Origin of the sequence: Pseudomonas sp. NFACC14 (assembly GCF_900106885.1) — a bacterium.
In the GTDB taxonomy this organism is placed as follows: domain Bacteria; phylum Pseudomonadota; class Gammaproteobacteria; order Pseudomonadales; family Pseudomonadaceae; genus Aquipseudomonas; species Aquipseudomonas fluorescens_AA.
In genome coordinates, this window is the sequence record NZ_FNOA01000001.1 from 239,789 (window position 1) to 265,791 (window position 26,003).

At 60.1% G+C, this 26,003-nt stretch carries 28 protein-coding genes and 1 pseudogene; 21 read left to right on the forward strand and 8 right to left on the reverse strand.

Annotation, left to right across the window (positions count from 1 at the left end; all coding sequences use genetic code 11):
* Positions 1-17 precede the first annotated feature (17 nt).
* From BLU85_RS01125 to BLU85_RS01180, 11 genes are all read left to right on the forward strand, one after another.
* Positions 18-1,676: a methyl-accepting chemotaxis protein gene (locus BLU85_RS01125; protein ID WP_092196695.1), complete on the forward strand. Its 1,659-nt coding sequence runs from the start codon at positions 18-20 to the stop codon at positions 1,674-1,676.
* Between the two features lie 39 nt (positions 1,677-1,715).
* The gene (locus tag BLU85_RS01130) at positions 1,716-2,252 is read left to right on the forward strand and encodes a chemotaxis protein CheW (RefSeq protein WP_092196698.1); all 537 of its coding nucleotides are present in this window, start codon (positions 1,716-1,718) and stop codon (positions 2,250-2,252) included.
* The gene (locus BLU85_RS01135; protein WP_170847538.1) at positions 2,249-3,085 is read left to right on the forward strand and encodes a CheR family methyltransferase; all 837 of its coding nucleotides are present in this window, start codon (positions 2,249-2,251) and stop codon (positions 3,083-3,085) included. Before BLU85_RS01130 ends, BLU85_RS01135 begins: the two co-directional genes overlap by 4 nt.
* Positions 3,082-3,579 (forward strand): chemoreceptor glutamine deamidase CheD, encoded by a 498-nt coding sequence (cheD, locus tag BLU85_RS01140; RefSeq protein ID WP_092196701.1) that lies wholly within the window; start codon positions 3,082-3,084, stop codon positions 3,577-3,579. Before BLU85_RS01135 ends, cheD begins: the two co-directional genes overlap by 4 nt.
* 2 nt (positions 3,580-3,581) lie before the next feature.
* A complete protein-coding gene (locus BLU85_RS01145) occupies positions 3,582-4,655 on the forward strand; it encodes a protein-glutamate methylesterase/protein-glutamine glutaminase (protein WP_092196704.1) in 1,074 nt (357 codons plus the stop codon).
* A gap of 634 nt (positions 4,656-5,289) precedes the next feature.
* Positions 5,290-7,038 carry an ABC transporter permease gene (locus BLU85_RS01155; RefSeq protein ID WP_092196709.1) on the forward strand — a complete coding sequence of 583 codons (1,749 nt, stop codon included), beginning with the start codon at positions 5,290-5,292 and terminating at the stop codon, positions 7,036-7,038.
* A gap of 10 nt (positions 7,039-7,048) precedes the next feature.
* Entirely contained in the window at positions 7,049-8,353 is a 1,305-nt protein-coding gene (locus BLU85_RS01160) for an ABC transporter ATP-binding protein (protein WP_092196713.1), read from the forward strand.
* A gap of 58 nt (positions 8,354-8,411) precedes the next feature.
* A complete protein-coding gene (locus BLU85_RS01165; protein WP_092196716.1) occupies positions 8,412-9,470 on the forward strand; it encodes a sensor histidine kinase in 1,059 nt (352 codons plus the stop codon).
* Positions 9,457-10,095, forward strand: coding sequence for a response regulator transcription factor (locus BLU85_RS01170; RefSeq protein WP_092196719.1), 639 nt, complete (start codon positions 9,457-9,459; stop codon positions 10,093-10,095). The genes BLU85_RS01165 and BLU85_RS01170 overlap by 14 nt, the downstream gene beginning before the upstream one ends.
* 75 nt (positions 10,096-10,170) lie before the next feature.
* The gene (locus tag BLU85_RS01175; RefSeq protein WP_092196722.1) at positions 10,171-10,713 is read left to right on the forward strand and encodes a hypothetical protein; all 543 of its coding nucleotides are present in this window, start codon (positions 10,171-10,173) and stop codon (positions 10,711-10,713) included.
* Positions 10,713-11,111 (forward strand): hypothetical protein, encoded by a 399-nt coding sequence (locus BLU85_RS01180; protein WP_092196725.1) that lies wholly within the window; start codon positions 10,713-10,715, stop codon positions 11,109-11,111. The genes BLU85_RS01175 and BLU85_RS01180 overlap by 1 nt, the downstream gene beginning before the upstream one ends.
* A gap of 53 nt (positions 11,112-11,164) precedes the next feature.
* Here the strand turns inward: BLU85_RS01180 and BLU85_RS01185 are convergent, their stop codons facing one another.
* Entirely contained in the window at positions 11,165-12,088 is a 924-nt protein-coding gene (locus tag BLU85_RS01185) for a DMT family transporter (RefSeq protein WP_371914220.1), read from the reverse strand.
* Between the two features lie 110 nt (positions 12,089-12,198).
* Here BLU85_RS01185 and BLU85_RS01190 point away from each other — a divergent pair, with 110 nt between their 5' ends.
* The gene (locus BLU85_RS01190; RefSeq protein WP_092196728.1) at positions 12,199-13,065 is read left to right on the forward strand and encodes a LysR family transcriptional regulator; all 867 of its coding nucleotides are present in this window, start codon (positions 12,199-12,201) and stop codon (positions 13,063-13,065) included.
* Positions 13,066-13,428: 363 nt separating this feature from the next.
* Here the strand turns inward: BLU85_RS01190 and BLU85_RS01195 are convergent, their stop codons facing one another.
* Positions 13,429-14,661: an NADH:flavin oxidoreductase/NADH oxidase family protein gene (locus BLU85_RS01195; RefSeq protein ID WP_092196731.1), complete on the reverse strand. Its 1,233-nt coding sequence runs from the start codon at positions 14,659-14,661 to the stop codon at positions 13,429-13,431.
* A gap of 54 nt (positions 14,662-14,715) precedes the next feature.
* The gene (locus tag BLU85_RS01200; RefSeq protein ID WP_092196733.1) at positions 14,716-15,216 is read right to left on the reverse strand and encodes a MerR family transcriptional regulator; all 501 of its coding nucleotides are present in this window, start codon (positions 15,214-15,216) and stop codon (positions 14,716-14,718) included.
* 200 nt (positions 15,217-15,416) lie between these two features.
* Here BLU85_RS01200 and BLU85_RS01205 point away from each other — a divergent pair, with 200 nt between their 5' ends.
* On the forward strand, positions 15,417-15,749 hold the full coding sequence (locus BLU85_RS01205) for a c-type cytochrome (RefSeq protein WP_371914224.1): 333 nt from the start codon (positions 15,417-15,419) through the stop codon (positions 15,747-15,749).
* Between the two features lie 89 nt (positions 15,750-15,838).
* Here the strand turns inward: BLU85_RS01205 and BLU85_RS01210 are convergent, their stop codons facing one another.
* The 3 genes from BLU85_RS01210 to BLU85_RS01220 form a co-directional block, all read right to left on the reverse strand.
* Positions 15,839-16,462: a pyridoxamine 5'-phosphate oxidase family protein gene (locus tag BLU85_RS01210; RefSeq protein WP_092196739.1), complete on the reverse strand. Its 624-nt coding sequence runs from the start codon at positions 16,460-16,462 to the stop codon at positions 15,839-15,841.
* Positions 16,463-16,497: 35 nt separating this feature from the next.
* Positions 16,498-17,016, reverse strand: a complete 519-nt coding sequence (locus BLU85_RS01215; protein WP_092196742.1) for a GNAT family N-acetyltransferase — start codon at positions 17,014-17,016, stop codon at positions 16,498-16,500.
* 260 nt (positions 17,017-17,276) lie between these two features.
* Positions 17,277-18,236 (reverse strand): hypothetical protein, encoded by a 960-nt coding sequence (locus BLU85_RS01220; protein ID WP_092196745.1) that lies wholly within the window; start codon positions 18,234-18,236, stop codon positions 17,277-17,279.
* A gap of 340 nt (positions 18,237-18,576) precedes the next feature.
* On the opposite strand from BLU85_RS01220, the pseudogene BLU85_RS01225 reads away from it, so the two are divergent.
* A pseudogene (locus tag BLU85_RS01225) lies at positions 18,577-18,809 on the forward strand (hypothetical protein).
* Positions 18,810-18,998: 189 nt separating this feature from the next.
* Here the strand turns inward: BLU85_RS01225 and BLU85_RS01230 are convergent.
* Positions 18,999-19,937, reverse strand: a complete 939-nt coding sequence (locus BLU85_RS01230; RefSeq protein WP_256572811.1) for a LysR family transcriptional regulator — start codon at positions 19,935-19,937, stop codon at positions 18,999-19,001.
* A 226-nt stretch (positions 19,938-20,163) separates the two neighbouring features.
* Here BLU85_RS01230 and BLU85_RS01235 point away from each other — a divergent pair, with 226 nt between their 5' ends.
* Genes BLU85_RS01235 through BLU85_RS01255 form a run of 5 tightly spaced genes read left to right on the forward strand, consistent with a single transcriptional unit; the run spans position 20,164 to position 23,961 of the window.
* Positions 20,164-20,754 (forward strand): NADPH-dependent FMN reductase, encoded by a 591-nt coding sequence (locus BLU85_RS01235; RefSeq protein ID WP_092196748.1) that lies wholly within the window; start codon positions 20,164-20,166, stop codon positions 20,752-20,754.
* 14 nt (positions 20,755-20,768) lie between these two features.
* On the forward strand, positions 20,769-21,635 hold the full coding sequence (locus BLU85_RS01240; protein ID WP_092196751.1) for a pirin family protein: 867 nt from the start codon (positions 20,769-20,771) through the stop codon (positions 21,633-21,635).
* Positions 21,625-22,257: a malonic semialdehyde reductase gene (locus BLU85_RS01245; RefSeq protein WP_256572812.1), complete on the forward strand. Its 633-nt coding sequence runs from the start codon at positions 21,625-21,627 to the stop codon at positions 22,255-22,257. Before BLU85_RS01240 ends, BLU85_RS01245 begins: the two co-directional genes overlap by 11 nt.
* Positions 22,193-22,897, forward strand: coding sequence for an NADPH-dependent F420 reductase (locus tag BLU85_RS01250; protein ID WP_139207842.1), 705 nt, complete (start codon positions 22,193-22,195; stop codon positions 22,895-22,897). Before BLU85_RS01245 ends, BLU85_RS01250 begins: the two co-directional genes overlap by 65 nt.
* Positions 22,894-23,961, forward strand: coding sequence for an alkene reductase (locus BLU85_RS01255; protein ID WP_092196757.1), 1,068 nt, complete (start codon positions 22,894-22,896; stop codon positions 23,959-23,961). The genes BLU85_RS01250 and BLU85_RS01255 overlap by 4 nt, the downstream gene beginning before the upstream one ends.
* Positions 23,962-24,200: 239 nt before the next feature.
* Here the strand turns inward: BLU85_RS01255 and BLU85_RS01260 are convergent, their stop codons facing one another.
* Entirely contained in the window at positions 24,201-24,473 is a 273-nt protein-coding gene (locus tag BLU85_RS01260; protein ID WP_256572813.1) for a nuclear transport factor 2 family protein, read from the reverse strand.
* Between the two features lie 326 nt (positions 24,474-24,799).
* Here BLU85_RS01260 and BLU85_RS31050 point away from each other — a divergent pair, with 326 nt between their 5' ends.
* Both BLU85_RS31050 and BLU85_RS01270 read left to right on the forward strand, forming a co-directional pair.
* Positions 24,800-24,973, forward strand: coding sequence for a hypothetical protein (locus tag BLU85_RS31050; RefSeq protein ID WP_170847539.1), 174 nt, complete (start codon positions 24,800-24,802; stop codon positions 24,971-24,973).
* Position 24,974: 1 nt separating this feature from the next.
* Positions 24,975-25,934 (forward strand): LysR family transcriptional regulator, encoded by a 960-nt coding sequence (locus BLU85_RS01270; RefSeq protein ID WP_092196763.1) that lies wholly within the window; start codon positions 24,975-24,977, stop codon positions 25,932-25,934.
* Positions 25,935-26,003: the final 69 nt, after the last annotated feature.

The following is a 26,003-nucleotide window of genomic DNA, read 5'->3' on the forward strand; positions in this document are numbered from 1 at the left end:
TGGAGAGGTACTTCCCAATGAAATGGTTCTACGATCTTAGAATCGCCACCAAACTGATCACTTCATTTCTTGTGGTGCTGGCCCTGACAGCCGTCATGGGGGTGTTCGCGATCATCCAACTGGGCGAGGTGAACAGCACCACCGTCGAGATCCGGGAAAACTGGATGCCATCCATGCGTGCTGCCTCGGGCATGCGTTTCTACGGGGCAAACTACCGCCTCAAGGAAAACCGCCACATTACCGCCGATTCCGAACAGGAACGCGCCACCATCGAGCAAGAAGCCGAAGAATCCAAAAAGGCTTTCGAGACACGCCTGGCGACCTATGAAAAACTGCTCTCCAATGCAGAGGACCGCCAGCTGTTCGAAACCACCCGCAATGACTGGGTCGCTTACCTCGCAGTCAGCAAGGACCTGCTTGCACTGTCTCGGCAAAACCTGACCGAGCAAGCCCATGCACTGCTCAAGGGCGAATCCAAGCGTCAATTCGAGCTGGTGGTCAGCGACCTGCAAAAACTGGTGGAACTCAATGACGCCGGCGCCAGCGCCGCCAGCGAGCGTGGCGCAGCGCTGTTTGAAAAATCGCGCCTGTCGATCATCGTCGTGCTGATTGCCGCCCTGCTGGTGGGCCTGGGCCTGGCGCTGTTCATCTCGCGCATCATCTCCCGCCCCTTGAAACAGGCCGCGACCGTCGCCGAGCAGTTGGCCGAAGGCAACCTGAACGCAAAAATCGAAGGCGGCTCCAAGGACGAAACCGGCATGGTGCTCAACGCCATGCAGAATATGGTCGGTAAGCTCTCGCACATCATTGGCGAAGTGCGTAACGCCGCGGACAACCTGGCCAGCGCCTCCGAAGAAGTCAGCGCCACCGCGCAATCGATGAGCCAGGCCACCAGCGAGCAGGCGGCCAGCGTCGAGGAAACCAGCGCGTCCATCGAGCAGATGAGCGCCAGCATCAACCAGAACACCGAGAACGCCAAGGTCACCGATGGCATGGCCAGCAAAGCCGCCAAGGAAGCCACCGACGGCGGCGAATCGGTGCAGCAGACCGTGGTGGCGATGAAGAAAATCGCCCAGCGCATCAGCATCATCGACGACATCGCCTACCAGACCAACCTGCTGGCGCTCAACGCAGCCATCGAGGCAGCCCGCGCCGGTGAACACGGCAAAGGCTTCGCCGTGGTCGCCGCCGAAGTGCGCAAGCTGGCCGAACGCAGCCAGGTGGCCGCCCAGGAAATCGGCGAGCTGTCTTCCAGCAGCGTCGATATGGCGGAAAAGGCTGGAAACCTGCTCAACGAAATGGTCCCCTCGATCAACAAGACCTCGGACCTGGTGCAGGAAATCAGCGCCGCCTCCGAAGAACAGGCCGCCGGTGTGGCGCAGATCAACACCGCCATGACCCAGCTCAACCAGGTGACCCAACAGAACGCCTCCAGCAGCGAAGAGCTGGCCGCCACCGCCGAGGAGATGAGCAGCCAGGCCGAACAGCTGCAACAGGCCATGAGCTTCTTCACCTTGGACACGCCGCCCAAGTCCGCTGTGCAAGTTGCCAGGGTCGATAACACTCCCGGTTCCTCCGGCCGCAAACCGGCGCGGGCACCGGCACCGATCATGCCCAAGGCGTTTGCCTACAACATGGCCACCGCCCCGGACGAATCGGAATTCACCCGGTTCTGATGGCCCGGTTCCACAGGCTTGCTTAAAGGAGAAAAAGCAATGGGCGCCATCGCGACCACACGTCAGACCGCCATCGCGGTCGAGGAAGAAGCGCAATACCTGACGTTCATGCTCGGCACGGAGATGTTTGCCATCGGCATCCTGTGCATCAAGGAAATCATCGAATACGGCAACCTGACCGTCGTGCCGATGATGCCGACCTTCGTGCGCGGGGTGATCAACCTGCGGGGCGCGGTCGTGCCGGTCGTCGACCTGTCGGCCCGTTTCGGCCGGACGAATTCGGCGATCAGCCGGCGCTCGTGCGTGGTAATCATCGAGGCGTCCAGCGCCGACGGCCAGGCCCAGGACATTGGTCTGCTGGTGGACACGGTGTCGGCGGTGCTGGAGATCCCGGCTTCGCAGATCGAGCCGCCACCGAGCTTCGGCGCGAAGATCCGGGCCGATTTCATCAGTGGCATGGCCAAGGTCGATGGCAAGTTCGTCATCGTACTGGAGGTGGACCGCGTATTGTCCATCGACGAAATGTCCCAACTCGCCGAAGCCAGCCCGAACGCGCTGGAAGTGGATGCCCCGTGAACACCGATACCTGCAAGGAACGCACGGCGAACGCGCTGGCGCTCAGTGACCGAGAATTCGGCCAGTTCCAGTCCTGGCTGTACCAGGCCGCTGGCATCAGCCTGTCCGAGGCCAAGAAAGCCCTGGTGGCCGGGCGCCTGTTCAAGCGCCTCAAGCACTATGAGCTGGACAGCTACGGCGAGTATTTCAAGCTGATCATGAACGGCCAGCGCACCGATGAATTACAAGTGGCGCTGGACCTGCTGACGACCAACGAGACCTACTTTTTCCGCGAGCCCAAGCATTTCGATTTCCTGCGCCAACACGTACTGCCCCACGCAACGCCGGGCAAGACCTTCCGCCTGTGGAGCGCCGCCAGCTCTTCCGGGGAAGAACCCTATAGCCTGGCCATGACCCTGGCCGAAGGGCTGGGCACCACGCCCTGGGAAGTGATCGGTTCGGACATCAGCAGCCAGGTGCTGGCCAAGGCGCGCTCCGGGCATTACCCGATGGAACGCGCCCGTACCCTGCCCCAGCCGCTGCTGGTGAAATACTGCCTCAAGGGCACCGGCAGCCAGCAAGGCACGTTCCTCATCGACCGGGCGTTGCGCAACCGGGTCAACTTCATCCAGGTCAACCTCAACGACACCTTGCCGGAGCTGGGGGAGTTCGATGTGATCTTCCTGCGCAACGTCATGATCTATTTCGACCAACCCACCAAAAGCAAAGTGGTCGCCCGCTTGATCCCCCGACTCAAGCCCGGCGGGTATTTCATCGTCAGCCACTCGGAGAGTCTCAACGGTGTGTCCGATGCGTTGAAACTGGTGGCGCCCTCGATTTACCGCAAACCATGAACGCCGCCATCAGAGCAGTGGCCGAGGAATACCTGGCGCCAGGGGAGTTTCGCTTCGCCACCTGCCCGACTCGCCTGCGCACGATTCTCGGCTCTTGCGTGGCGATCACGCTGTGGCACCCCGAACGCAGGATCGGTGCCATGTGCCACTTCATGCTGCCCAGTCGAGTGCGCTGCTCCACCGCACTGAACGGCCTCTACGCCGACGAAGCCATCGAACTGTTCATCCGTCAGGCCCGGGCGCACCGCACCGCCCCCGAGGACTACCAACTCAAGCTGTTCGGCGGCGGGGAGATGTTCCCCGAGCTGCAACGCCATGTGCCCTACGGCGATGTGGCACGACTGAACGTCAACGCCGCGCTGGAAATGGCCGCCCTCTATCGCCTCGACCTGATCGCCCAGGACATGGGCAGCACCGGCCACCGCAGCATCATCTTCGACCTGCGCAGCGGCGATGTGTGGGTCAGGCACCAACCCATAAGGACCCGGCACTGACCATGTCAAAAAAGATCAATGTACTGCTGGTGGATGACTCTGCCGTGGTTCGCCAGGTGTTATTGGCGATTCTCAGCGAGACACCGGACATCCACGTCATGGGCGCGGCGTCCGACCCGATTTTCGCCATGGACAAACTGACCAAGGAATGGCCCGACGTGATCGTGCTGGACGTGGAAATGCCGCGCATGGACGGCATCACTTTCCTGAAGAAAATCATGAGCGAACGCCCCACCCCGGTGGTGATCTGTTCATCCCTGACGCCCCGGGGGGCGGAAACGACGTTGCAGGCGATGGCCGCAGGCGCGGTGGAAATCATCACCAAGCCCACCACCGGGCTGAAGAACTTTCTGTTGGAGTCGGCGCCCGAATTGGTGTCGGCGATCCGTGCCGCCGCCCAGGTCAATGTGCGCAACCTCGGCAAGCGTCCCGCCCCGACGGCGCTGGCGCCGGCGATCAAACTCACCGCCGACGCCATGCTGCCCGCCGCCAACGGCCATGCCATGGCGCAGACCACCGAACGCATCGTCGCCCTGGGTACCTCCACCGGCGGCACCCAAGCCCTGGAAGCGGTGCTCACCGCCCTGCCACGGGTGTGCCCGGGCATCGTCATCGTTCAGCACATGCCGGAGAAGTTCACCGCCTCGTTCGCCGCCCGGCTCAACAGCCTGTGCCAGATCGAAGTGCGCGAAGCCCGTAACAACGACCGCATCCACCCGGGCCTGGCGCTCATCGCCCCGGGCGGCAAACACATGATGGTGACCCGCAGCGGCGCGTTCTACCACGTGCAAGTGGTGGACGGCCCGCTGGTCAACCGCCATCGCCCCTCGGTGGATGTATTGTTTCGCTCAGTCGCCAAATTCGCCGGCCGCAACGCCACCGGCATCATCATGACCGGCATGGGCGACGACGGCGCCCGCGGCCTAAAGGAAATGCTCGACGCCGGCGCCGCCACCGTGGCCCAGGACGAAGCCAGTTGCGTGGTCTTCGGCATGCCCAAGGAAGCGATCAAACTCAACGCCGCACAGCGGGTGATGGGGTTGCAGGAAATCGCCCAGGTGATCTTGCATCGGTAACAGCATTAAAAAGGCAATCAAAACCTGTGGGAGCGAGCTTGCTCGCGATGGCGGCGGCCCATTCAACACGGATGCAAGCTGAACCACCGCTATCGCGAGCAAGCTCGCTCCCACAGTGGAGTTGTGGCGAGGAACAATCCCTCGTCACAGAAGCTTCAACCGCTTGTGCCTATACGGGCGAAATCGTCGCCAGCACGCCGATCAGAAGCGTCAGTGCCAAAAAACCACCTAGAAAAATCGCCATCTTCGCCATGAGCACTCCTGGACCAAAAAATTGCAGTACACGGGCAGCCCGGTAGGCTGGCCGCGTGGTTATTCTGGGGCTGGGCCCGGGTTCATTACAGAGGCACCTGGCGCAGGAAAATACGGATCAGACGAACGCCCCTCCACCCTCCTCGCACAATTTCAGTGAGCAACAAAAGATAAAGCCCTGCCGCAGAGTTCTCTCACCGAAGGGAACGGATATACCAACGTATATTTTCATGTCCCAAGTCAGCGTGGTCATCAACCCGGGCACCACTTAATCTTGCCGGGTACTTAACGCCCCCGCTCAAGTGCGCTTCAACTTCATGACTTCCAATGATCGCCAGTGTGGTCGCAGCCCTGATTTCCAAAGCTTAGATAGAGGTGATCCATGCGCCCTTCATTCCTTGCACCTGCATTGACGCCCTTCAAAAACAGAGAACAACTCCCTGCCCATTCCTGGCGCGCCGACATAGCGTCATTGGGCCTCCTGGTGCTCTTGGCTGCCTTTGTATTCCATGGCCTGGATCAGATGAACCAGCCCCTCGGCGTGCTGGATGCTTCGCCACTGTCCCTGGATCTGGTGCACCTGCCGGAATATGCCTTGCGCACCACGTTGCGCATGTTCATCGCCTTGTTTGTTTCATTGGTTTTTTCCCTGGTCATTGCCACCTTGGCAGCCAAAAGCCGCAAGGCGGCAATGGTGATCCTGCCGGCGTTGGATATTCTCCAATCCGTGCCGGTACTGGGCTTCCTGACCTTTACCGTTGTGTTCTTCATGGGACTGTTCCCGGGCAAGGAGACCGGCGTGGAGTGCGCGGCCATCTTCGCCATCTTCACCAGCCAAGTCTGGAACATGACCTTCAGTTTCTATCAGTCGCTGAGAACCGTGCCCAACGATCTCTATGACGTCAGCCGACAGTTCTCGTTTTCACCATGGCAACGTTTCGTCAGGTTGGAGCTACCGTTCGCCACGCCGGGCCTGGTGTGGAACATGATGATGTCGATGTCCGGCGGCTGGTTTTTCGTCGTCGCGTCCGAAGCCATTACCGTCGGCGACACCACCGTCAGCCTGCCGGGCATCGGTTCATGGCTGGCGCTGGCGATCGAGCAGCAAAACATCGCCGCGATCGCTTGGGCGGTGCTGGCCATGGTTGGGGTGATCATTGCCTATGACCTGCTGTTTTTCCGGCCGATTGTCGCCTGGGCGGACAAATTCCGCTTTGAACAGACCGCCTCCCAGAAACGCCCACGGTCCAGGGTCTATGACCTGCTGCGCTCGACTCGCCTGGTGCCCTTGGTGCTGCTGGCGCTGGGCAGCCTCAAGGCGTCGTTGTTTCTGGAAAAGATCCCGCGGCTGCCGTCCATCCGCTTCAGGACCAGCGCCCGCGTCAGCCGCGCCGCCGACCTGGCTTGGCTCGCCCTCGTCGCCGCGGCCTGCATCGCCGGCATCCTGTACTTGTCGCGTTTCATTGGCAGCACGTTGGGCTGGGACGACGTCGCCAGTACCTTCGGCCTGGGCCTGGCCACCCTGTTGCGAGTCAGCGTGCTCATCGTGCTGGCCAGCGTAGTGTGGGTGCCCATCGGCGTCTGGATCGGCTTGAACCCGCGCTGGGCCGAACGCTTGCAACCCGTCGCGCAATTGCTGGCGGCCTTCCCCGCCAACGTACTGTTTCCGTTTGCGGTGATCGCCATCGTCGCCCTGAAACTCGACCCCGATGTCTGGCTCTCGCCGCTGATGATCCTGGGCACCCAGTGGTACATCCTGTTCAACGTGATTGCCGGTGCCAGCGCCCTGCCGACGGATTTGCGCGAGGCGGCGCGCAGCTTCCACGTGCGCGGCTGGCAGTGGTGGCGCCAGGTCGCGCTGCCGGGCGTCTTCCCTCATTACATCACCGGCGCCCTCACGGCAGCGGGTGGCTCATGGAACGCCAGCATCGTCGCCGAGGCGGTGTCCTGGGGCGACCAGCATCTGTATGCGTCCGGCTTGGGTGCCTTTATCGCCCAGGCCACCACGGCCGGGGATCTGCATCGGGTGGCGCTGGGCGTCGTGGTCATGTCGATTTTCGTGGTCGGTTTCAACCGGTTGCTGTGGCGCCCGCTGTACGGTTTCGCCGAACGTCGGCTTCGAATTGATTGAGGGCAATCTCATGCAAGTGATAGACAAACGCTGCCTGGTGGATGTGCAGCAAGTCGGCCATGTCTACGGCACGGGCGGCGGTGCCGAGCGCCGGGTCCTGGACAATGTCTGCATGCGCCTGGACGAAGGCGAAATCGTCGGCCTGCTGGGGCGTTCGGGCTCCGGCAAATCGACCTTGCTGCGCTCCATCGCCGGCCTGATTTCACCCACCACAGGGGTGGTGGATTTTCCGCCCAATGCCCAAGGACTGGCGAGTTCGGTGCGCATGGTGTTCCAGAGCTTCGCCCTGTTCCCCTGGCTGACGGTGCTGCAAAACGTCGAGATCGGCCTCGAAGCCTTGGGCGTGGCGGCGCCTGAGCGACGTCGGCGGGCGCTGGCCGCCATCGATATGATCGGCCTCGACGGCTTCGAAAGCGCCTTCCCCAAGGAACTGTCGGGCGGCATGCGCCAGCGCGTCGGCCTGGCCCGCGCACTGGTGGTCAATCCGGATGTGTTGTTGATGGACGAGCCGTTTTCCGCCCTGGACGTATTGACCGCCGAAACGCTGCGCACCGATCTGCTGGAGTTGTGGCGTGAGGGGCGCATGCCGATCAGGTCGATCCTGATGGTCACCCATAACATCGAAGAAGCCGTGCTGATGTGTGACCGGATACTGATTTTTTCCTCCAACCCGGGGCGGGTCATGAGTGAGATCGCCGTGGATCTCAGCCAGCCGCGCAATCGCGCCGACCCGGCGTTCCAAGCCCTGGTCGAACACATTTACGTGCAGATGGCCGGCGGCGCGAATGTCGGCTCCGCACGTCAGGAGACCTTTGCAGGCAGCGGCGTGGGCATGGTCCTGCCGTCGATTTCCAGCAATGCCCTGGCCGGGCTGATCGAAGCGGTGCAGGATCAGCCGTTTGGCGGCCAAGCGGATCTGCGCGAGCTCGCCGACGCATTGCGCTACACCGCCAGTGATCTTTTGCCAGTCGCCGAGGTGTTGCAGCTCCTGCGCCTGGCCGACCTGCAGGATGGCCACATCACCCTCCTGCCGGCCGGGCTGCGCTACGCCGAGTCAGCGGTGGATGAGCGCAAACACCTGTTTGCCCGGCACCTGCTTAAATATGTGCCGTTGGTGGGGCATGTGCGCCGGGTGCTGGACGACCGCCCCACCCGCACCGCACCGGCCAGGCGTTTCCGTGACCAACTGGAAGATTTCATGTCCGAGCACGACGCCGCCATTACGCTGGACTGTGTCACGCAGTGGGGGCGCTACGCCGAGTTGTTCGCCTATGACGAAGTGGCCGATCAGTTCAGCCTGGACAATCCATCCTGAGGTGCTGCGGTATAAACTGCGTGGATCGGTCGTTGGAGCAATGCGCGATGGACATTCAATGAGAAGAACCCAGTTGACCCTGCGCCTGCTGCTCCTGCTGGGGTTGGCCCTCGGCATCGCGGCGATCGATACGGTCACCGACCTGGAAATCGCGGTCGGGGTCTTCCAGATCGTGGTGGTGCTGATCGCGGTGAGAATCCTGCCGGCACGCGCCGTGGCAGGGGTAGCGCTGATCTGCATGGTCCTGACGACCCTGAGTTATCGGCTGACGCGTTTTGGCGACACGGAGGCCGGTCTGATCAACGTGCTCATCAGCCTCGCGGCCATCGCCGGCACGACGTACCTGGCCCTGCGGCTCTCGGCCGCCGTGCGCACGGTACACCAGACCCGTGCCCACCTGACGCACATCGCCCGCATCAACATGCTCGGCGAACTCGCCGCCTCGATCGCCCACGAAGTCAACCAGCCCCTGGCTGCCGTGGCCGCCAGCGGCGGTGCCTGCCTGCGCTGGATGGCGACCGAGCCGCCCAACCTGCCCAAGGCCCGGCAGGCGGTGGAGCGGATCATCGCCGACACCCACCGGGCCAGCGACATCATCGCTCGGTTGCGCGGTATGGCCCAGCATCAAGCACCGACGAAGCAGTGGCTGAACGTGGCCGACACGGTCCATGCCGCGTTGCGCTTGATGACGGGCGAGCTGAACGAGCAGAACATCACTGTGCAGGTGCAGGTCCAGGACGGACTGCCGCCGATGCTGGCGGACGAAGTGCAGATCCAGCAAGTGATCCTGAACCTGGCGATGAACGCGCTCGACGCCATGCGTCAGGTTGACGTCGACCAGCGGATTCTGCAGTTTCAGGTGACGCTCGAATCGCCTGGGCAACTGCTCTTTTCGGTATCCGACCAGGGCAATGGCTTGCCGGCCAGCGACCGCGAACGGGTGTTCGACGCTTTCTACAGCACCAAGCAGGACGGCATGGGGATGGGGTTGGCCATCAGTCGCTCGATCATCGAGGCCCATGACGGACGACTCTGGGCCACCAGCCATTCGCCGTCAGGTTCGACGTTTCACTTCACCCTGCCCGCCGTCACAAGGGAATCCGATGAGCCAGACTGACATGCATGACCAGGCCGACTCAAGGGTCTTCATCGTCGACGACGACCCTTCGGTGCGGGCCTCCCTGCAAGACCTACTGGCCTCCGTGGGCCTGACGAGCATGGCCTTCGGCTCGGCCCGTGAATTCATGGATGCCGAACGACCGGACGTCCCGGCGTGCCTGATCCTCGACGTGCGCATGCCGGGCCTGAGTGGGCTGGATTTCCAGCAGGAAATGGCGCGTTTGAATATCCAAGTCCCGGTGGTGTTCATCACCGCCCATGGCGACATTCCCATGTCGGTCAAAGCCATGAAGGCCGGGGCGCTGGAGTTCCTGACCAAGCCATTCCGCGAACAGGACCTGCTCGATGCAATCACCCTGGGCCTGAACCGCGACCAGGAACGGCGCAAGGCCGCGGCGAGTGTCAACGCATTGAAACGTCGGCATGACGCGTTGACTGACGGCGAGCGCGAGGTGATGGACCTGGTCGTGTCAGGGCTGTTGAACAAGCAGGTGGCCGCCCGACTGGGTTTGAGCGAGGTGACCGTGAAGGTGCGGCGCGGGTCGTTGATGCGCAAGATGAATGCGGACTCGTTGGCAACGCTGGTGAAGATGTCGGAAAAACTCAAGGAAGCAGATCGCTAGCGGCCCATGATCACGGCTATCATTGCCGTTCGCCCTGTTGACGGGCGATGTCGCTGCCCCCTCAAGGACTCAGGTATGAACCTTCTGCCGTCACGCTCCACCCTCTTCGTCTCCAGCCTTTTGCTCAGCTCGCTGTGCTTCGCCGAAGGCGAGCCAACCGACGGCAGCCTCATCAAGGACTCGACCAAGGCAGCCGTCTCAAGCTTCATTACCGCTGGCAAGAACCTGTTGGGCGGCGTCAGCGAAGGTGTGCTCGATGGCCGTGAGTCGGTGCAGGGCACCGACGGCGCCGCGATCGTTGCCTCCGGCGAACAAATGAAAGACCGCATCGCCATCGAGGTGCTGAAGCTGGAGCCCAGCGACGAAAACATCAGCGTCACCCTCGGCTTCAAAAACAGCACCGACACCCAACTGCGCCTGATCAACCTCGGCCAGACGGGCGTGCTGCTGGCCATTGACCAAGCAGGTTACGCCAACCGCCTCACCGGCCTGGACAACCCGGATGAAGTCACCATCCCGCCGAAAACCGCCGTGCGCCAGAAGTTCGTGTTTGAAGGCATGAACGAGCCGGTCAGCACCGTACGGGTGTGGGGGCAGGATTACTCGGTCAAAAAATAATGCGGCAACGTATCCGGATGACAGGCCTGGTTCTCGCCATGTGCACGCTTGCGGCCTGCGAGTACGCTTCAGAGCCGGACCCGCTAAAAACCGCCCTGCTCGACGCACCACCCGAACTCGTCTTCAAGGGCCCGCTTGCGGGGCAGTCTGTTCACCTGGTTGTTCACGATTGTGCGGTTTACAAGATCGAGGGCCAGTCGGCGAAAGACTTGGCCTGGGCCGTGGTGCTGGAAACCGAGCCCTACCCTTTTTTCACCCGTTGCGCGCGGCAGTCGCTGAGCAAGGGAGAGGATGGGGTGACGGTTGAGCTGGGGAAAATGGCGTTTGGGGCTGGTGGGTGCTGTGCCACTGGGGGAACCTATCGCACGACCGATGGACGCGGATGGAAAAAGTTGTAGGCGTAACTGCGCCGCTACAACGTCCAACCTCATTGCCTCCCTCCACGACAGCATCAGCTGGCTTTTGCCCCATTACCCAGCCCAACACTCAACGCCAGCACGCTCATCAACACAATCACCGCCCCCACAATCACCATCATTGACGGGCGCTCGGCCAACACCAAAGAAGCCATCGACATCGCCGTGGGCGGTATCAGGTAAAGCGCCATGGAAGCGCGGCTCACGTTGCTGTGCGCCAGCACGTAGGCCCAAGCAAGGTACGCCAGCGCGCTGGGAAAAATACCGAGAACCAACACCGCCAGGTTCACCGAAGCCGAAGCCTGTCGTGCCGCGCTCAACATACCCGGCGCGAAAATGAACAACACGAGCGTGCCCGACCAGACGGTGTAACAAACCAGGGTCAAACCGTCGTAGCGATGGGTATGGCGCTTCTGCAAAGCGAAATACACACTCCAGGACAGCGCCGCCAGCAGAATCAATAGCCCACGGGCGTCCATGTCACCCAAGCCTCGATCCCCCGTGACGACTATGGCAGCGCCAAGCAAGCCGCACAGGACACAGCCCCATTGCCAAGCGCCAACTCTGTCCTTGAAGACAGAATGCGCCAGCAACGTACTGAACAGAGGGGTGGACTGGGCCAGGACACTGGCCGCCCCAGCGCTGACACCCCGCTGCCCGTAATTGAGAGCGATGTGGTGCAGACTCACGGCAAAGAAACCCAACACCGCCAGCAACGGCCAATCCCCGAGACGCGGCCAGGAAATACCCTTCGCCATCGCAACGACGGCCATGAACACTGAAGCGATGAGAAACCGCACCAATGCCAGCTGACCCGGTTCGTAGGCCTGCAAGCCGATGCGAATACCAATCGGCGAATAGGCCCAGCAAAGAATCACGAACATCATCGCCAGGATCACTTTCACGCGGGGTCTGCTGGGGCTCTTCAAGCCGCCAAACGGCATACAACGGGTTTCCATTCAGAGTTCCTGCGCACTGAGCGCCTGGGCTATTACGCCGCAGTATCAAAAATCACCCACCCTCAATACAAGTGACTTAAACTCAGCCAACCATTCACTTTGGGTGAGTTATGGAACTGTCCCAACTGCGCATGCTCAAGACCGTCTGCGACACAGGCAGCATCGCCCGCGCCGCCGAAGTGCTGCACTGCGTGCCGTCCAACATCACGGCACGGCTCAAATCCTTGGAGCGGGAGTTGGGCACACCGTTGTTTTTTCGTGAAGGTCGCGGCTTGCGGGTCAGCCCAGCGGGCGAGGTGTTCCTGGGATACGCGACAAAAATCCTCGGCCTGACGGAAGAAGCCCGCCGCGCGGTCAACCCCAGCCACACGCCAAGCGGACCGCTGCGCATTGGCGCCATCGAATCCAGCGCCACGGGGCGCCTGCCGCAGTTACTGGCCAAATACCACGCGCAGTATCCTCAGGTGTCGCTGGAGCTGAGCACGGGGACTTGGGCGCAGTTGCTGGACGATACCCAGCACCACCGGCTCGACGGTGTGATCGTGGCGGTGGATGTGGAACGGCCGGGGCTCAAGCGCGCCGTGATGTACCGCGAAGACTTGATGCTCATCGCCTCCGAATCCCACGGCCCCTTGCGCAACGCCGCCGACCTGCAAGGCAAGGCCATCTTCATGTGGCCCCCGGGCTGTCCGTACCGCCTTGCCCTGGAGCAGTGGTTGCTACGCCATGACCAAGTGCAACCGATCATCAGCATCGCCAGCTATGGCGCCATCGTCGGCTGCGTCAGCGCCGGTGCCGGCGTCTCGCTGGTGCCTCGCGGGATCTATGAGCAATACCGCCAGGGGGCTGGCTGGACAGGGTATGAACTCCCTGAACTGACGGGCATCGATAACCTTTTCTACTGGCATGAAAACGCTGGCCGGCATCCTGCCAGGGAAGCGTTTTTGACGATGTTGAAGACAGAGTTCGAAGGGTAGTTGCAACCTCGCCACAAAAGCCATTGGATTGGCGGGTATCCCACTGACCATTCTTGTGGCGAGGGGATTTATCCCCGTTGGGGCGCGAAGCGGCCCTAAAAGCTGACACCTCGGTCCACCGACCGACACAAACCCCATGGCGAGGGAGCTTGCTCCCGCTGGACTGCGAAGCAGTCCCGAAACCTGCCAATACGGTGTATCCCGTCAACTCCCAGGGCTTGTTCGAAGGCCGCTTCGCGGCCAGCGGGAGCAAGCTCCCTCGCCACGATGGTTAGACCATTCCTGACGAATCCACCCGCTACGCACCTATGAAGACTTCGCGCGCGAGGCCGTGGCCGGGGCTTGAGCAGCCACGGCGTCGCGTCACGCGGAACGTTTTTCTATCCAGCGCCGGTACTGGCGAGTGCGGCATGCCATGCCAAGCTGCTGCAAGATCAACGCGCGTAACGGCGATACATCAGGATCGGTCTTTCCCTGTCGACTGAGCCTGCGCAGCTGGAATTTCACGACAGCCATGTTGGCCAGGGACGCGACGGCTTTGTTCTTCCACGTGATCGGCGGCAACTGAGGGGCATTGTCCTTGCCTTGGAGCCAATCGCGAGGCAAGTGCGGATCGATGGCCAAGGCCGTTCCGATGCCCACCATGTCCACCCCACTCTGGACGACACTTTCGGCCACCGGACGTCGACGTATGCCACCGGTGACCATGACGGGCATCTTGGCGACAGCCTGGATATCACGGGCGAACTCAACGAAATAGGCCTCGCGCGCCAAGGTGCGACCATCGCGGGCCTCACCCTGCATGGCGGGTGCTTCGTAGCTGCCGCCGGATAATTCCACCAGGTCCACACCCAGGTCATTGAGCCTTTCGACCACCCCCTTGGCGTCGTCGGCCGTGAATCCTCCCCGTTGGAAATCGGCGGAATTCAGTTTGACCGCCACTGCAAAGTCCGCAGAAACCACTGCCCTCACCGCCTTGACGATGTCGAGCAACAGACGCGCCCGGTTCTCCAGGGAACCGCCCCACTGGTCCGTCCTGCGATTGCTCAGCGGCGAAAGAAACTGGCTCAACAGATAGCCATGGGCGGCGTGGATTTCCACGCCGTTGAAACCGGCCTGTTCACCCAGGCGTGCGGTGCGCGCAAAGCGCTGGATAACCTCTTCGATCACCTCTTGAGTCATCGCGTGCGGCGTGGCGAAATGCTTGGATAATGTGCCCAACTCCAGCGGTATGGCCGACGGTGCCCAGGCCTTTTGCCCAAGGTTTGCCTGCATCTGACGACCGGGGTGATTGATCTGCAGCCAGAATTGAGCACCTGCGGATTGACCAATACGCGCCCAGCGTTTGAACTTGTCCAATTGCTGGTCATCCTGCAGCACCACGCCGCCCGGACCGGTCATGGCACGGCCATCGACCATCACGTTACCCGTGATGATCAGGCCGGCCCCACCGTCGGCCCAGGCCTGGTAGAGACGCATCAGTTCTTCGGAGGGCGCCTGCTCGGCATCCGCCATGTTTTCTTCCATGGCGGCCTTGGCGATTCGGTTCTTGAGCGTCGAACCATTGGGAAGCATCAGGGCATCGAACACATTCACGGGGCAGTCCTCATTTGACGTAGGGCCACCTTAAGCTTGAAGTGAACTTTAAGGTCAACCCCCTTTTTTCAGCGCCCGCAACGAGGCTTGGTGATTTCTGGGGTTGTGTTCTGAAACCTGACGAGCCGCTTTTTTCTTGGCAGGCGCCACACTCTCTTCGCGCAATCGGTGTAACAACAACTGCGTGTTGTCCGCGCACCCCAAGCCTTCGGGCTTACCCTCGATACCGTCAATGACCAACAGAAGCTGAGCTTTATTCTGGGCCAGCCGTTGCTGGAGGATTTCGATCTCCGCAACTTTGCGCCTGAGCCCACTAAGCAACTCTTCATGCTGCCAGCCGCTGGCATCGACCGGCAGCAATTGTCGGATTTCTTCCAATGAAAACCCCGCTGCCTGTGCGCCGGTGATGATCTCCAGGACCCACTCCGTCTCGGGGGCATAGTCCCGATAACCGTTGGCCTTGCGCTCGACAGACTTGATCAGGCCGCTCGCTTCGTAAAAACGGATGCGCGAAGGCGCCAACCCGCTGATTTTCGCCAGTTCGCCTATCCTCATGCCCCACCCCAGGAAATCATCACGTTTGTTAACCTTAAATCTAACGTGGTTTAACGGCCAAGCTGTCCTATCCCGCAGTCACGCCCAATTACATGCACAGCTGTACGCGTTCGGTGCTACCACCGATAAACGCTCGGCCATGAATAGGTCACATGAACATCAAAACATCATCCGTCGCTCTACTCGGAATCCTGTCATGCATGCAAGCGTCAGCGTCCTTCGCGGACAACGCCAATGGGAAAACGCTCTATCTTCAGCGATGCGCCGTATGCCATGGCGCGGACATCAAGGGAACAGGGCCGTTGGCCAGGAAAAGCAACCCGCCAACCCCTGACCTTACGACACCCGCCTTCAAGAAACGACTGACCGATTACCCGGGTGTGATTGTCTCTTCAATCATACTTCGCCCAAATGGAAACCTGATTCCAAGGACCTTGCAGGAAAATGGCGTGAAGATCCCGCCGCACCCTTGGAACGTCAAGGACCTGCGTGATCTCCATCAATACATGAGTGACGTCATTTCAAATAAATGATCTTACGGGGAACTGCGCCTCGGCTTATCGACAACAACTGCAATACCAAGGCTTCTCGGGACTGGGTATTGAAGTGTTCTATAGCATCGTCAGTAAAGCGTATTGGCAACACGCTCCGGCAGAGCCTTGTCATAAGCGTCGCCATCGACCTGCGAGGGGCAAATGCGTTTGAACACCTCGCCCGCCGTAGGCAGTGCACTGCGCTCGATCTGCCGCTTCACGTCCCACAATCCCGCCCTGACCACTGCCCTGCTGCACTGGAAATAAACACTGGTTACGGTGACTTCCAGAACGGTTCGAGGGAGTTGCCCTTTTACTGCGAAGCGGGACAACAGGGCTGGCTCGATGGATATCCTGGCCGTGCCATTCACGCGCAAGGTTTCTCCTACGCCCGGCACGAGGAAAAGCAACGCGACCCGGGGATCCTCGACGATGTTTCGCAGGGAATCGATACGGTTGTTGCCGCGGCGGTCGGGCAAATACAGCGTCTTGCTGTCGTGGACATGAACGAACCCCGGCGCATCGCCCCTCGGAGACGCATCCAGCCCTCCGGGGCCTGAGGAAGCGAGGATCACAAAGGATGCAGCCTCGATGAAGGGCTGGTAAACCGGATGGATATGGTCGACTTCCTTGAGGATCGAGGGTGCCGCGACGGGGCCGTAGAGGCTTTCCAGCGCTTGCGTCGTGGTGATATAGGCGCTGTCCCGTTCCATGCTTGTCTCCGTTGCAGATGTTAAAAAAATCGTATTCAAGTGACTGACCAGACCATTGCACAGCGGCTGCCCGGAGCATATCCACGTTGGTATTCGGCATTCAATATGGTCGCCAGTCGCGGTTCCAGGTCTTGGGTGGCTTTAGCCTGGAAACCCATGCTGGCATAAAACGGGGCGTTCCAGGGCACGTCGATGAATGTCGTGAGGGTGATCAAACCCAGTCCGTTGGAGCGGGCATAGTCCTGCGCAACCTCTATCAGCCGCCGCCCCAAGCCCTGGCCCTGCCAGGACAGTGCGACAGACACCTCATGGATATGAAGAGCCTCACCGTAGCGCTCGGCACTGAGAAATCCTTGTGGCCTGCTTTCGTCATCGAGGGCAACCCAGCACGTCGATAACGCAATGAGCTGGCGATGTCGCTCGACGGACATCGGCGGCGACTGCGCCACCCAGCTCAGCTCATCAATGCTGCGGAACGTAAGGACGGCGGACGCCTCGATGACGGACAGGTGTTGTGCGTCGTCCGCCATTGCAACCCGAACAGTCACAGGCATGAATACCCCCTCGGTTGTGTGAATCGACTGACCCGATCAAGAACCTGGCAGGCCGCGCCCATTCGATGGCGCCGCCTGCGCAAGCATCAGCGCAATACCCCCTATGGTCAATGAGCCTCCCTCATCAGCTCGGCCACCGCTTTCTCCAGAAAACCCAGGCAGCGTTCATTCAACCAAGTGCCCTCGGCGAGGCCGGGTTCTGCCAATTCACTCACTCGAAGCAACATCGTTCCCAACTCCTATTTCCTTAGACGCAGCCCTTAAGGCTTGGCATTCATGCGCCCCTGGATCGCCACGCGCAGGCAACCCCAGGCAATAAAGCCGACGATCACGCCCTCGGCGATACCCACCAGCAAATTGAAGGAAAAGCTCAGCGGCTGCTCGGCCCAGTAGAACGTCGTCGAGCCCGTTCGAAAACCACTGACGCGCAGCCGTCCGGTAAAAATGGCCGGCACCAAGGTCATGACGTTAGTCAGTTCCAGTACCGCAAAGAAGGCGCCCAATAGCGTGAGCAAGGCACGTGCAGGCACGCCCAATTTCTCGGTCGGCTCAGGCGCAGCAGCGTCGCCCTTTTCCCGGCGCTGACGGGCTGCCCTTACTGCCTTGCCGCTGGTAGGGGCCGGAGTTGGCCTATAGGGCGCCTTCACAACCGGCGCCGCCCCCTCGACGACCTCGGTGGGCAACGCCACGCCCAAGTAGTCGGCCAGCTCCCGCAGCCACAGGTCCGTGCGTTGACTGCCCGGCACCACCGGAACGTTGTCGGTCGTCAGGCGCTGCGCGGTGCCATCGCGCAGTATCAGCCACAGCTGGGTACGAGCTCGCCCAGCCTGCGGGAGGCGGCGCAGTTCGAGGGATTTGGCAGCATCGATCCGGAAGGCCGATTGCAAACGCTCCCGGCGCCCGAAAAGGTTACGGGTCAGGCGCTTGCCTTCGCCGTCGACCCGCGACAACACCAACGTCTCGTGGACGCCGGTGTACACCACCAGCAGCAGGCCAAGGGCAGGAATCAGCAACCACAGCAGCACCATCAACAGGGCGGACAGTGGATCCACCTCTGCCATCAACGAGGCCCCATCTACCATCACGAACACGGCGAACGCCATGGGCAAGACAAAGGCCAACGCCCCTATCACCCACACGACCAAGCTCTGCACCACGTTGCGCGAATGGATGTGCAGATCACCCTGCGCGGTGCGCTCGAACCGATGTCCTATCAACATGCATGCCTCCTGTTGCGTTGCTTTGCAGACTGTTCGAGGGGCCGGGATGACGATTGGAACGCCTCGGGCCGGGATGGTGTTTCAGAGGCGCAGGATACCGGATGTCGCGGTCTCGGGGTTGGGGTGGGGTTTTCTTCGGTGTGAGTAATTGTTCCTACAGAAATGGATAAAGTCGGTTCGTTTCCTCGGAGAGTTCTCATGATTCCTACGAAGGCCTCGGAATCTCTCACCTTGTTCGTCTTGGGGGCGCAAATCTATAGTTCTTTCCGTCGCCAACCATGGTGATCAGGTTTGGCGACCTGCGGATCGGATAAGTCCTCTAACCAAACGGAGCAATCCCATGCAGAGATACATCCCCATCACCGGTATCGACTGCACCCCAGCCGCCCTGCTCATCGATACCCAGGCACCGCTTGACGTCCTGCACGCAACTGCCGATTACCGCATCCGTACCGTGACCCAGGTATTGGAGAACATCGCGTTTCGCTCCGAGATTGCCAGCGATACAGTGGTGCTTTCGGATTTCGCGCAGTTTTTGGTGATTCCGTGCGGGATGGGTGTGATTTGCTGTAGGTGATTGGGCGACGGCTTCAGGCGCAGGTTGAACGTTAAATGCTCTACGGGCGCTTAAGGCGCCCGTTTTGATGCTGGCATCCACAGGCCATGGCTGGCAGATAGTTTTAACGTAGAGCACCATAAGGGCGGCTTTCGGCCAAAAGCGGCCATTTGCTACCGTCAATTTCCGAGTTCGATGTGGACCGATCACTTCCCTTTGGGCAATGACTTCTCAGGTCGCTTATCGATTTCCATCAAACCCATTTCCTTAATGGTGTTTGCTGCGAATTCGATGAACGCGGATACCGCACGAGGCAGCTGTCGGCGGCTGTGGTAGACAAAATGCACGCCTATTGCACCTGAAGTGTAATCAGGGAGCACTTCCTTCAAGCGCCCTGCATCGACGTGGGCAGCGCTGAGTGCGGCAGGTAGCAGCGCGATGCCCAATCCGGCCAGCGCACCTTCAAGCTGCGCCGAAGCCGTATTGGCCTGAAACGGTCCATCCACTTCGATGGTCGCTGCTTGATTGCCGACACCGCCCAGCCGCCAGGTGGTGCGGGGCCCACCGTGAGACGGTGAAGTGATGCAGTGATGGGCACTCAGATCAGCGGGCTGAGCCGGGACGCCATGCGCTGCCAGGTAGCCTGGACTCGCCACAAGAGTTTGATAACTCGTGCCAAGCTTGCGTGCGAGCAGCGATGGATCGCGATCACCTCCGCGCATGGCTACGTCTATACCCTCGCCCAGCAGATCGACTCGTGCGTCATTCAGCTCGAACTCAAGACGTACTCGCGGATGCTCAGAGATGAATTGTGCGACAGCCTGTGCCGGAAACCAGTTGAAAAAATCCACGGGAGCAGCCACGCGAATGCGACCAGCAACCTGAGCAGAATCATTAGTCACCTGCCCCGCAACACGTAGCAACGCATCGATCTGATCGGCGGATTCGGCGTAAAAGTTGTTGCCGGCATCGGTCAACACCAATCGCCGCGTGGTGCGCTGCATCAGCCGTGTACCCAACGCGGCTTCCAATAGCTGCACACGCCTGCTCGCAGTACTGGGCGGCATGCCGAGACGCCGCCCGGCTTCGGCGAAACTCCCCGCCCGAACGACTTGAACAAACAGTGCGACATCATTCAGATCCACGTGATTACCCCGTTTGTGCATAAGTGAAATTGACTCGCCCATCCCTGGCTGGGCACGAACCGGCTGCTCGCTCTTACATGCACAGCCCGGTGTCAGCAATTTAACTCTATTACACTCATTTATGAACGAGTGCATCTCACCAGCCCATCTTTCTGAATTATCGGAGACTTCCTAAAGTGGGCTCCATGGCGCACAGGCGCCTCCCCCATTCCCAAGGAGACTCACCATGACTACCGTTTCCGTCATCGTTGGCAGCACTCGTGACAGCCGCTTCTCCAGCACTCCAGCCAACTGGATCAAGCACCATCTCGAACAGCGCCAAGGGCTGAACGTCCGCTTGCTCGACCTGCGGGATTTTGATTTGCCCTTCTTCGACAGCGCCATGCTTCCTGGCTTTCCTGGCCGTCCGGCGTATGAGAACGAAAACGTTCGTCGCTGGACTGAACAGATCGCGACCTCCGACGCGTTCGTGGTGGCCACTGCCGAATACAACTTTGGCCCGCCCGCTGTTTTGAAAAATGCACTGGACTGGGTTTACCCGGAATGGAACCGCAAACCTATCGGTTTCGTAAGCTGGGGCAGCGTTGGCGGCGCTCGCGCCGTGCAGCAACTGCGCGAAATCGCGACCGAGCTTCAGATGGCAACGATTCGCACAGCGGTGCATATCCCGGTCAACGCGATTTACGCCCATTTCCAGGGCAATACCGATGAGATCGAGTCGGTATTGCAGGCTCAGGACGATCAGGCAGGTCGCATGATCGATGACTTGCTGTGGTGGTCGCATGCCCTCGAAAACGCCCGCACCGCAACCGTTTGATCAAGGAGATCAGCATGTCCCGCGCCGCTGAAAAAACCACTGTGCAACTTCGTCAGATCACCCATCGCACCCATGGTCGTCGTAACGGTCCAGCCGTACGCCTGATGAGCCCGTCCGACTTTGGTCAGATTCTCAAACCGTTCGTGTTCCTGGATTTCTTCGATATGCAGGGCCCTCCTTTCGTGGGTGAACTTCATCCACATTCCGGGATTGCCACCTTGTCTTACCTGATCGACGGCCGCATGGACCTGATTGATCCGGACGGCACCACTGTCGTCCTGCCCAGCGGCGGCGTCGAGTGGATGCAAGCGGGCCGCGGCATGTGGCACGGCGGCAGCGTAGGTGATGAGAATCATGGCCGGGTGCGTGGCTTCCAGCTCTGGGTCGCCCTGCCGCCCGATTCGGAACTGGGGCCGACCGTCTCAGCTTTCCAGAAATCCGAAGACATCGTCAGCGCTGGACCGGCACGGGTTTTGTTGGGCAGTTACGGGAACGCGCGCAGCGCCATCGACACCCCGTCACCCATGAACTTCCTGGCGGTGAAACTCAAGGCCGGCGAGCGCTGGACCTACGTATCGCCGAGCGGACATACGGTGCTCTGGGTATCCCCCGTCGAAGGGAGGCTGCTGGCCAATGGCGAAGAACTTCAGCCTGAAGAGCTGGTGGCATTTGAACGATGCAGCCATTCAGTCCACTTCGAAGCATTGACGGACACCCAGTTCATTCTCGGTTCTGCCGTGCCTCACAATCACGATCTCGCATTGGGCTACTACTCCGTCCACACCTCACCGCAGGCGCTGAAAGTCGGAGAAGCTCACATCCAGACCATCGGTAAACAATTGGTCGAAGAAGGTCGTCTTGACCGTCGGCATGTCCGATAACACCCACGAGGAGAACGCCATGTCAGCTCGGTCTGCCATCGCACAAGACGCCCTAGCGCAACTGTTCACTGACGCACGATCCCATCACCACTGGACAGACAAAGCGGTATCGGACGAGTCGCTCAAAGCACTTTATGAGCTAGCCAAATGGGGCCCGACCAGCGGAAATTTGCAGCCTGCCCGCATCGTGTTTGTGCGGTCCGAGGAAGGCAAGCGCAAGCTTTATCCCGCGCTTGAGGGCATGGGTAGCAACCCCGAGCAGGTTCGAGCGGCGCCGGTGACGGCCATCGTCGCTCAAGATTCCAGATTCTTCGATGAGGCACCTCGACTATTCCCGAGAATGAACTTCAAGCCGATGTTTGAGGCTGACGCCGCCTTTGCCGAGTCGATTGCCTACCGCAGCAGTTCATTGACCGGTGCGTACCTGATGATCGCCGCTCGTGGGCTGGGGCTGGATGTCTGCCCCATGTCCGGTTTTCACAACGCGATCATCGACAAGGCGTTCTTCAGCGGGACGTCATGGAAGGCCAATTTCATTTTCACCATCGGCCATGGTGATGACACGCGCCTTCATCCACGTGATCCGCGGCTCTCCTTCGAGGAAGCCTGCCGCTTCGAATAGATCCCTTTGCACAATAAAAGGAACAGTCATGAAAACCATCGGCATCATCGGCGCCGGACAAATTGGCAACGCCATCGCTCAGCAGCTCGCACGCTTGAACATCGAAGCCACACTGGCCAACAGCCGAGGACCTGAAACCCTCCACGACCAGGTCAGACAGCTTGGCCCTTCGATCAAAGCAGGCACACGCGAGGACGCGGCTGCCAAGGACATCGTATTTGTAGCAGTGCCCTGGAACCAATTGAGGGAAGCGCTAACGGGTCTGCCGGACTTCAAAGGGCGCATCGTGGTGGACACAACCAACCCACTGCAAAAGCAGCCTTTTGCGGCCATCGACATCGGTGGTCACGCCTCTTCAGCGCTGGTCGCGCAGATGGTCCCAGGTGCCCGTTTGGTTAAGGCGTTCAATCACCACGCCTACTGGAATCTGGCAGCCGATCCCGTTAAAGAGGGCGGTCAACGCATTCTGTTCTACGCAGGCGAAGATGCGGCAGCCAAGGCCGAGATCGCGTCTCTGATCGAGCGTCTGGGGTTCTTTGGCGCCGACATGGGAGATATCGAAACGGGCAGTCGATTCTTCCAGCCGCCGACAGGTCCGCTGGCAGGTCCCAATCTCGTGAAAATGGAATTGCAGGTATGAATCACTTGCTCACACCCACGACGCTTGGCAGCGCATCGCTTCGGAACCGCATCGTCATGGCGCCGATGACACGAGCCCGCGCCAATAGCGATGGGACCCCAGGACCACTGGCTGCTGAATACTACGCACAGCGCGCTAGCGTGGGGCTCATCATCACCGAAGGCACTCAGCCCTCTGATGACGGCCAAGGGTATCCTGCTACGCCTGGCATCTATACGGATGAGCATGTGGCAGGCTGGCGAGAGGTCACCCATGCTGTGCACGCTCAGGGCGCTCGCATGTTCTTCCAACTGATGCACGCCGGAAGAATGTCGCATCCGCTCAACACCCCCCATCATCGGCAGGGTGTGGCCCCCTCCGCCATCGCCCCCGGCGAACAGATCTTTACCTTGTCAGGTATGAAGGATATCCCGGTACCGCGTGCGCTCGACCTCGATGAAATCCCGCAAGTGATCAACCAGTACCGATACGCTGCCCGTCGGGCGCTGGACGCCGGAGCCGACGGCGTGGAGATTCATGGCATCGCCTATCTCATTCATCAGTTCCTGGCGATCAGCAGCAACCAGCGTACGGATCGGTATGGCGGTACGCTGGAAAACCGCGCTCGTTTTGCCATTGAGGTTGCAGAGGCTGTCGTGGAAGAGATCGGAGCGGATCGTACTGGAATTCGCCTGTCGCCCGGGTTTGGCGGCATGGGACTCAACCATGGCGATGAAGGGCCTGATCTGTATCGTTATCTGGTGGGCGAACTCGATAAATTGGGCCTCGTGTATCTGCATATAGTTCATTACGGCGATGACGAACTTCTGCGTGATCTGCGCAAGCTCTGGCGCCGGGCACTCATCCTGAACCGGCCGGATCGGCCACGTGAAGATATTGGGAAAGACGTCGACAGTGGTCTGGCAGACCTTGAATCGTACGGGCAAATGACGCTAGCCAATCCAGACCTTATTCACCGACTTATAAGCGATGCACCGCTCAATGCCGCCGACCCCAGCACCTATTTTGGCAGCAGCCCGCTAGGCTACGCGGTTGGGTACACCGACTATTCATCATTGGCCTGATCGCTTCCCCCTAACGAAGGACAGGCACCCATCCACAAGCCGCCAATAGCTGCCTTCGTGAACGGCTGCTATTGGCCGATTTCTGCCTGTCGTAAGGGGCAGCAAACGGCCAGAAGCAGACAGTCTCCGCCACCCAGCCAAGAACGAAAGGATCGAGGCTAAAGCCTTTCCCACAAGGACATTTGGCTTTCAGTAGAAGCGGTTATAGCCACGAGCTTTAGTACCGCAGTTTAATAGCCTTACGCCGCCTCAACCGGCGCGAACGCCTTGGCAGCGGCCACGGTATCCAAGGATTCGCGCAGCAGCTGAATTTTGCCGTCTTTGGCCACCAGGCGGCCTGCGTACATCTGCCGGTAGATGCGGCCTGTGGCAGGCACCAGGGCCTCTACGCTGTATTCGGCAAACACTTGATCAGGGGTGTCGATCAAAAAGCGCACATTACGGAATTTGAAATCCGGCACTTTACCGAGCAATGAGCCGATAAAACCCTCGATCGCCGCTGGCCCCTTCACGCGATCGAAGACTTCACCATCTCTACCAAGATCGCCTCCGGCGAGGATGTCGCGATTTTCGGTAAGTTCACCTACCGCTCCGTAGCGGTCGACCAGGTGTTTACATCACCGTTTTCCATCCATGCCAAGGTTCGTGACGGAAAGATGACTGACTTCCAGTTCATGGAAGATACCTATGCGTCTGCCAGTTCGTTCCGACAGTCCGGTTCGTGGACCGTGAAGACATCAATGAACGCAGCCCCCTTTACAGTAGGGGCAGATTAACGACCTCGATCGAAGGGCTGAACCCTCGCCGACAATCTGCAACAGACAAGGTAGGCCCCCCCATGAAGATTGATACCCGGCACCGGTACAGCTGGTTCGGGATCAAGAAAGAGCCATGCATCCGTAGCTACACCGCCGATATTCATGTCGTGTCACTTGGCAACAATAACTTCGCTGCTTGCTGGCAGGAGAAGAGCGGTTCGACAGTTGCGAATGTAAAACTCGTAGGTGCTTAACATGATGAACAGGAATGATCTGCGTCGCGCCGACATCCATCTGCTGGTTGTCTTCGAAACGATGATGTACGAACGAAATGTCAGTCGTGTCGGCGAGAAACTGCTCCTGAGTCAATCGACCATCAGCGCTGCCCTGGGGCGTTTACGACACCTGTTCGATGATCCCTTGTTCATTCGCACGGGGCGAGTGATGGAACCTACCTCGCGCGCCCAGGAGATATTTTCCAATCTGACGCCCGCGCTCGACAGCATTGCTGCCGCGCTGAGTCAGTGTCAGGCGTTCGACCCCACTACCAGTGAAGCCACCTTTCATATCGGCCTTCCCGATGACTTCGAATACGTCTTGTTGCCCTGTTTGCTGCGCCGTATGCGCATTGAAGCACCGAATATAAGGCTTGTGGTTCGCCGCGCCGATCAATGGAAATTACCGCAACTGCTCGCCTCCGGGGAGATTTCCCTTGGTATCAGCCATACGTTGCAATTGCCAGCCAATACCCGGTGTAAAGGTTTACGCTCGAGTCATCCGATGTTGCTACGGGCTGACTCTCAGCTCGGTGAACTGGACCTGGACGAGTTCTGCCGTCGGCCCCATGCCGTTGTGTCATCCATGGGTAATGTTATTGAGGATGCCGACCGCGCCCTCCATTTGATTGGGCGTCAACGCAAGGTCGTTCTCGCGGTGCCTCAGTTCAGCGCCTTGCCCATGTTACTTGCAGGCAGCGAAATGATTGTCATCGTGCCGGATTACGTAGCCCAAGCAATGTCTGGCACCTGTGGCATGAGAGCGGAAGCGGTGCCCCTTTCGCTGCCTCAGCAAGAGCTATCGATGGTCTGGAGAGGGGCTGCTCACAATGATACGGGCGAGCGCTGGTTGCGCTCGCGATGCAGTGTTCTGCTGGGGACGCCAGCCGAAGAGCCGGCTCGCCAGAGTCTATCGAGTTCTATGTTGGCCGTAGCCTGAGTCGAATGACTTACAAGCCCTGCCGCAGACCGGGTGACTCGCATCACCCTGACCGTGGACGGAGGGGCG

Coding starts and splice junctions, on each gene's coding strand:
- BLU85_RS01125 (WP_092196695.1), top strand. CDS start 18: ATGAAATGGTTCTACGATCTTAGAATCGCCACCAAACTGATCACTTCA.
- BLU85_RS01130 (WP_092196698.1), top strand. CDS start 1,716: ATGGGCGCCATCGCGACCACACGTCAGACCGCCATCGCGGTCGAGGAA.
- cheD (WP_092196701.1), top strand. CDS start 3,082: ATGAACGCCGCCATCAGAGCAGTGGCCGAGGAATACCTGGCGCCAGGG.
- BLU85_RS01145 (WP_092196704.1), top strand. CDS start 3,582: ATGTCAAAAAAGATCAATGTACTGCTGGTGGATGACTCTGCCGTGGTT.
- BLU85_RS01155 (WP_092196709.1), top strand. CDS start 5,290: ATGCGCCCTTCATTCCTTGCACCTGCATTGACGCCCTTCAAAAACAGA.
- BLU85_RS01160 (WP_092196713.1), top strand. CDS start 7,049: ATGCAAGTGATAGACAAACGCTGCCTGGTGGATGTGCAGCAAGTCGGC.
- BLU85_RS01165 (WP_092196716.1), top strand. CDS start 8,412: ATGAGAAGAACCCAGTTGACCCTGCGCCTGCTGCTCCTGCTGGGGTTG.
- BLU85_RS01170 (WP_092196719.1), top strand. CDS start 9,457: ATGAGCCAGACTGACATGCATGACCAGGCCGACTCAAGGGTCTTCATC.
- BLU85_RS01175 (WP_092196722.1), top strand. CDS start 10,171: ATGAACCTTCTGCCGTCACGCTCCACCCTCTTCGTCTCCAGCCTTTTG.
- BLU85_RS01180 (WP_092196725.1), top strand. CDS start 10,713: ATGCGGCAACGTATCCGGATGACAGGCCTGGTTCTCGCCATGTGCACG.
- BLU85_RS01185 (WP_371914220.1), bottom strand. CDS start 12,088: ATGGAAACCCGTTGTATGCCGTTTGGCGGCTTGAAGAGCCCCAGCAGA.
- BLU85_RS01190 (WP_092196728.1), top strand. CDS start 12,199: ATGGAACTGTCCCAACTGCGCATGCTCAAGACCGTCTGCGACACAGGC.
- BLU85_RS01200 (WP_092196733.1), bottom strand. CDS start 15,216: ATGAGGATAGGCGAACTGGCGAAAATCAGCGGGTTGGCGCCTTCGCGC.
- BLU85_RS01205 (WP_371914224.1), top strand. CDS start 15,417: ATGCAAGCGTCAGCGTCCTTCGCGGACAACGCCAATGGGAAAACGCTC.
- BLU85_RS01210 (WP_092196739.1), bottom strand. CDS start 16,462: ATGGAACGGGACAGCGCCTATATCACCACGACGCAAGCGCTGGAAAGC.
- BLU85_RS01215 (WP_092196742.1), bottom strand. CDS start 17,016: ATGCCTGTGACTGTTCGGGTTGCAATGGCGGACGACGCACAACACCTG.
- BLU85_RS01220 (WP_092196745.1), bottom strand. CDS start 18,236: ATGTTGATAGGACATCGGTTCGAGCGCACCGCGCAGGGTGATCTGCAC.
- BLU85_RS01235 (WP_092196748.1), top strand. CDS start 20,164: ATGACTACCGTTTCCGTCATCGTTGGCAGCACTCGTGACAGCCGCTTC.
- BLU85_RS01240 (WP_092196751.1), top strand. CDS start 20,769: ATGTCCCGCGCCGCTGAAAAAACCACTGTGCAACTTCGTCAGATCACC.
- BLU85_RS01245 (WP_256572812.1), top strand. CDS start 21,625: ATGTCCGATAACACCCACGAGGAGAACGCCATGTCAGCTCGGTCTGCC.
- BLU85_RS01250 (WP_139207842.1), top strand. CDS start 22,193: ATGACACGCGCCTTCATCCACGTGATCCGCGGCTCTCCTTCGAGGAAG.
- BLU85_RS01255 (WP_092196757.1), top strand. CDS start 22,894: ATGAATCACTTGCTCACACCCACGACGCTTGGCAGCGCATCGCTTCGG.
- BLU85_RS31050 (WP_170847539.1), top strand. CDS start 24,800: ATGAAGATTGATACCCGGCACCGGTACAGCTGGTTCGGGATCAAGAAA.
- BLU85_RS01270 (WP_092196763.1), top strand. CDS start 24,975: ATGATGAACAGGAATGATCTGCGTCGCGCCGACATCCATCTGCTGGTT.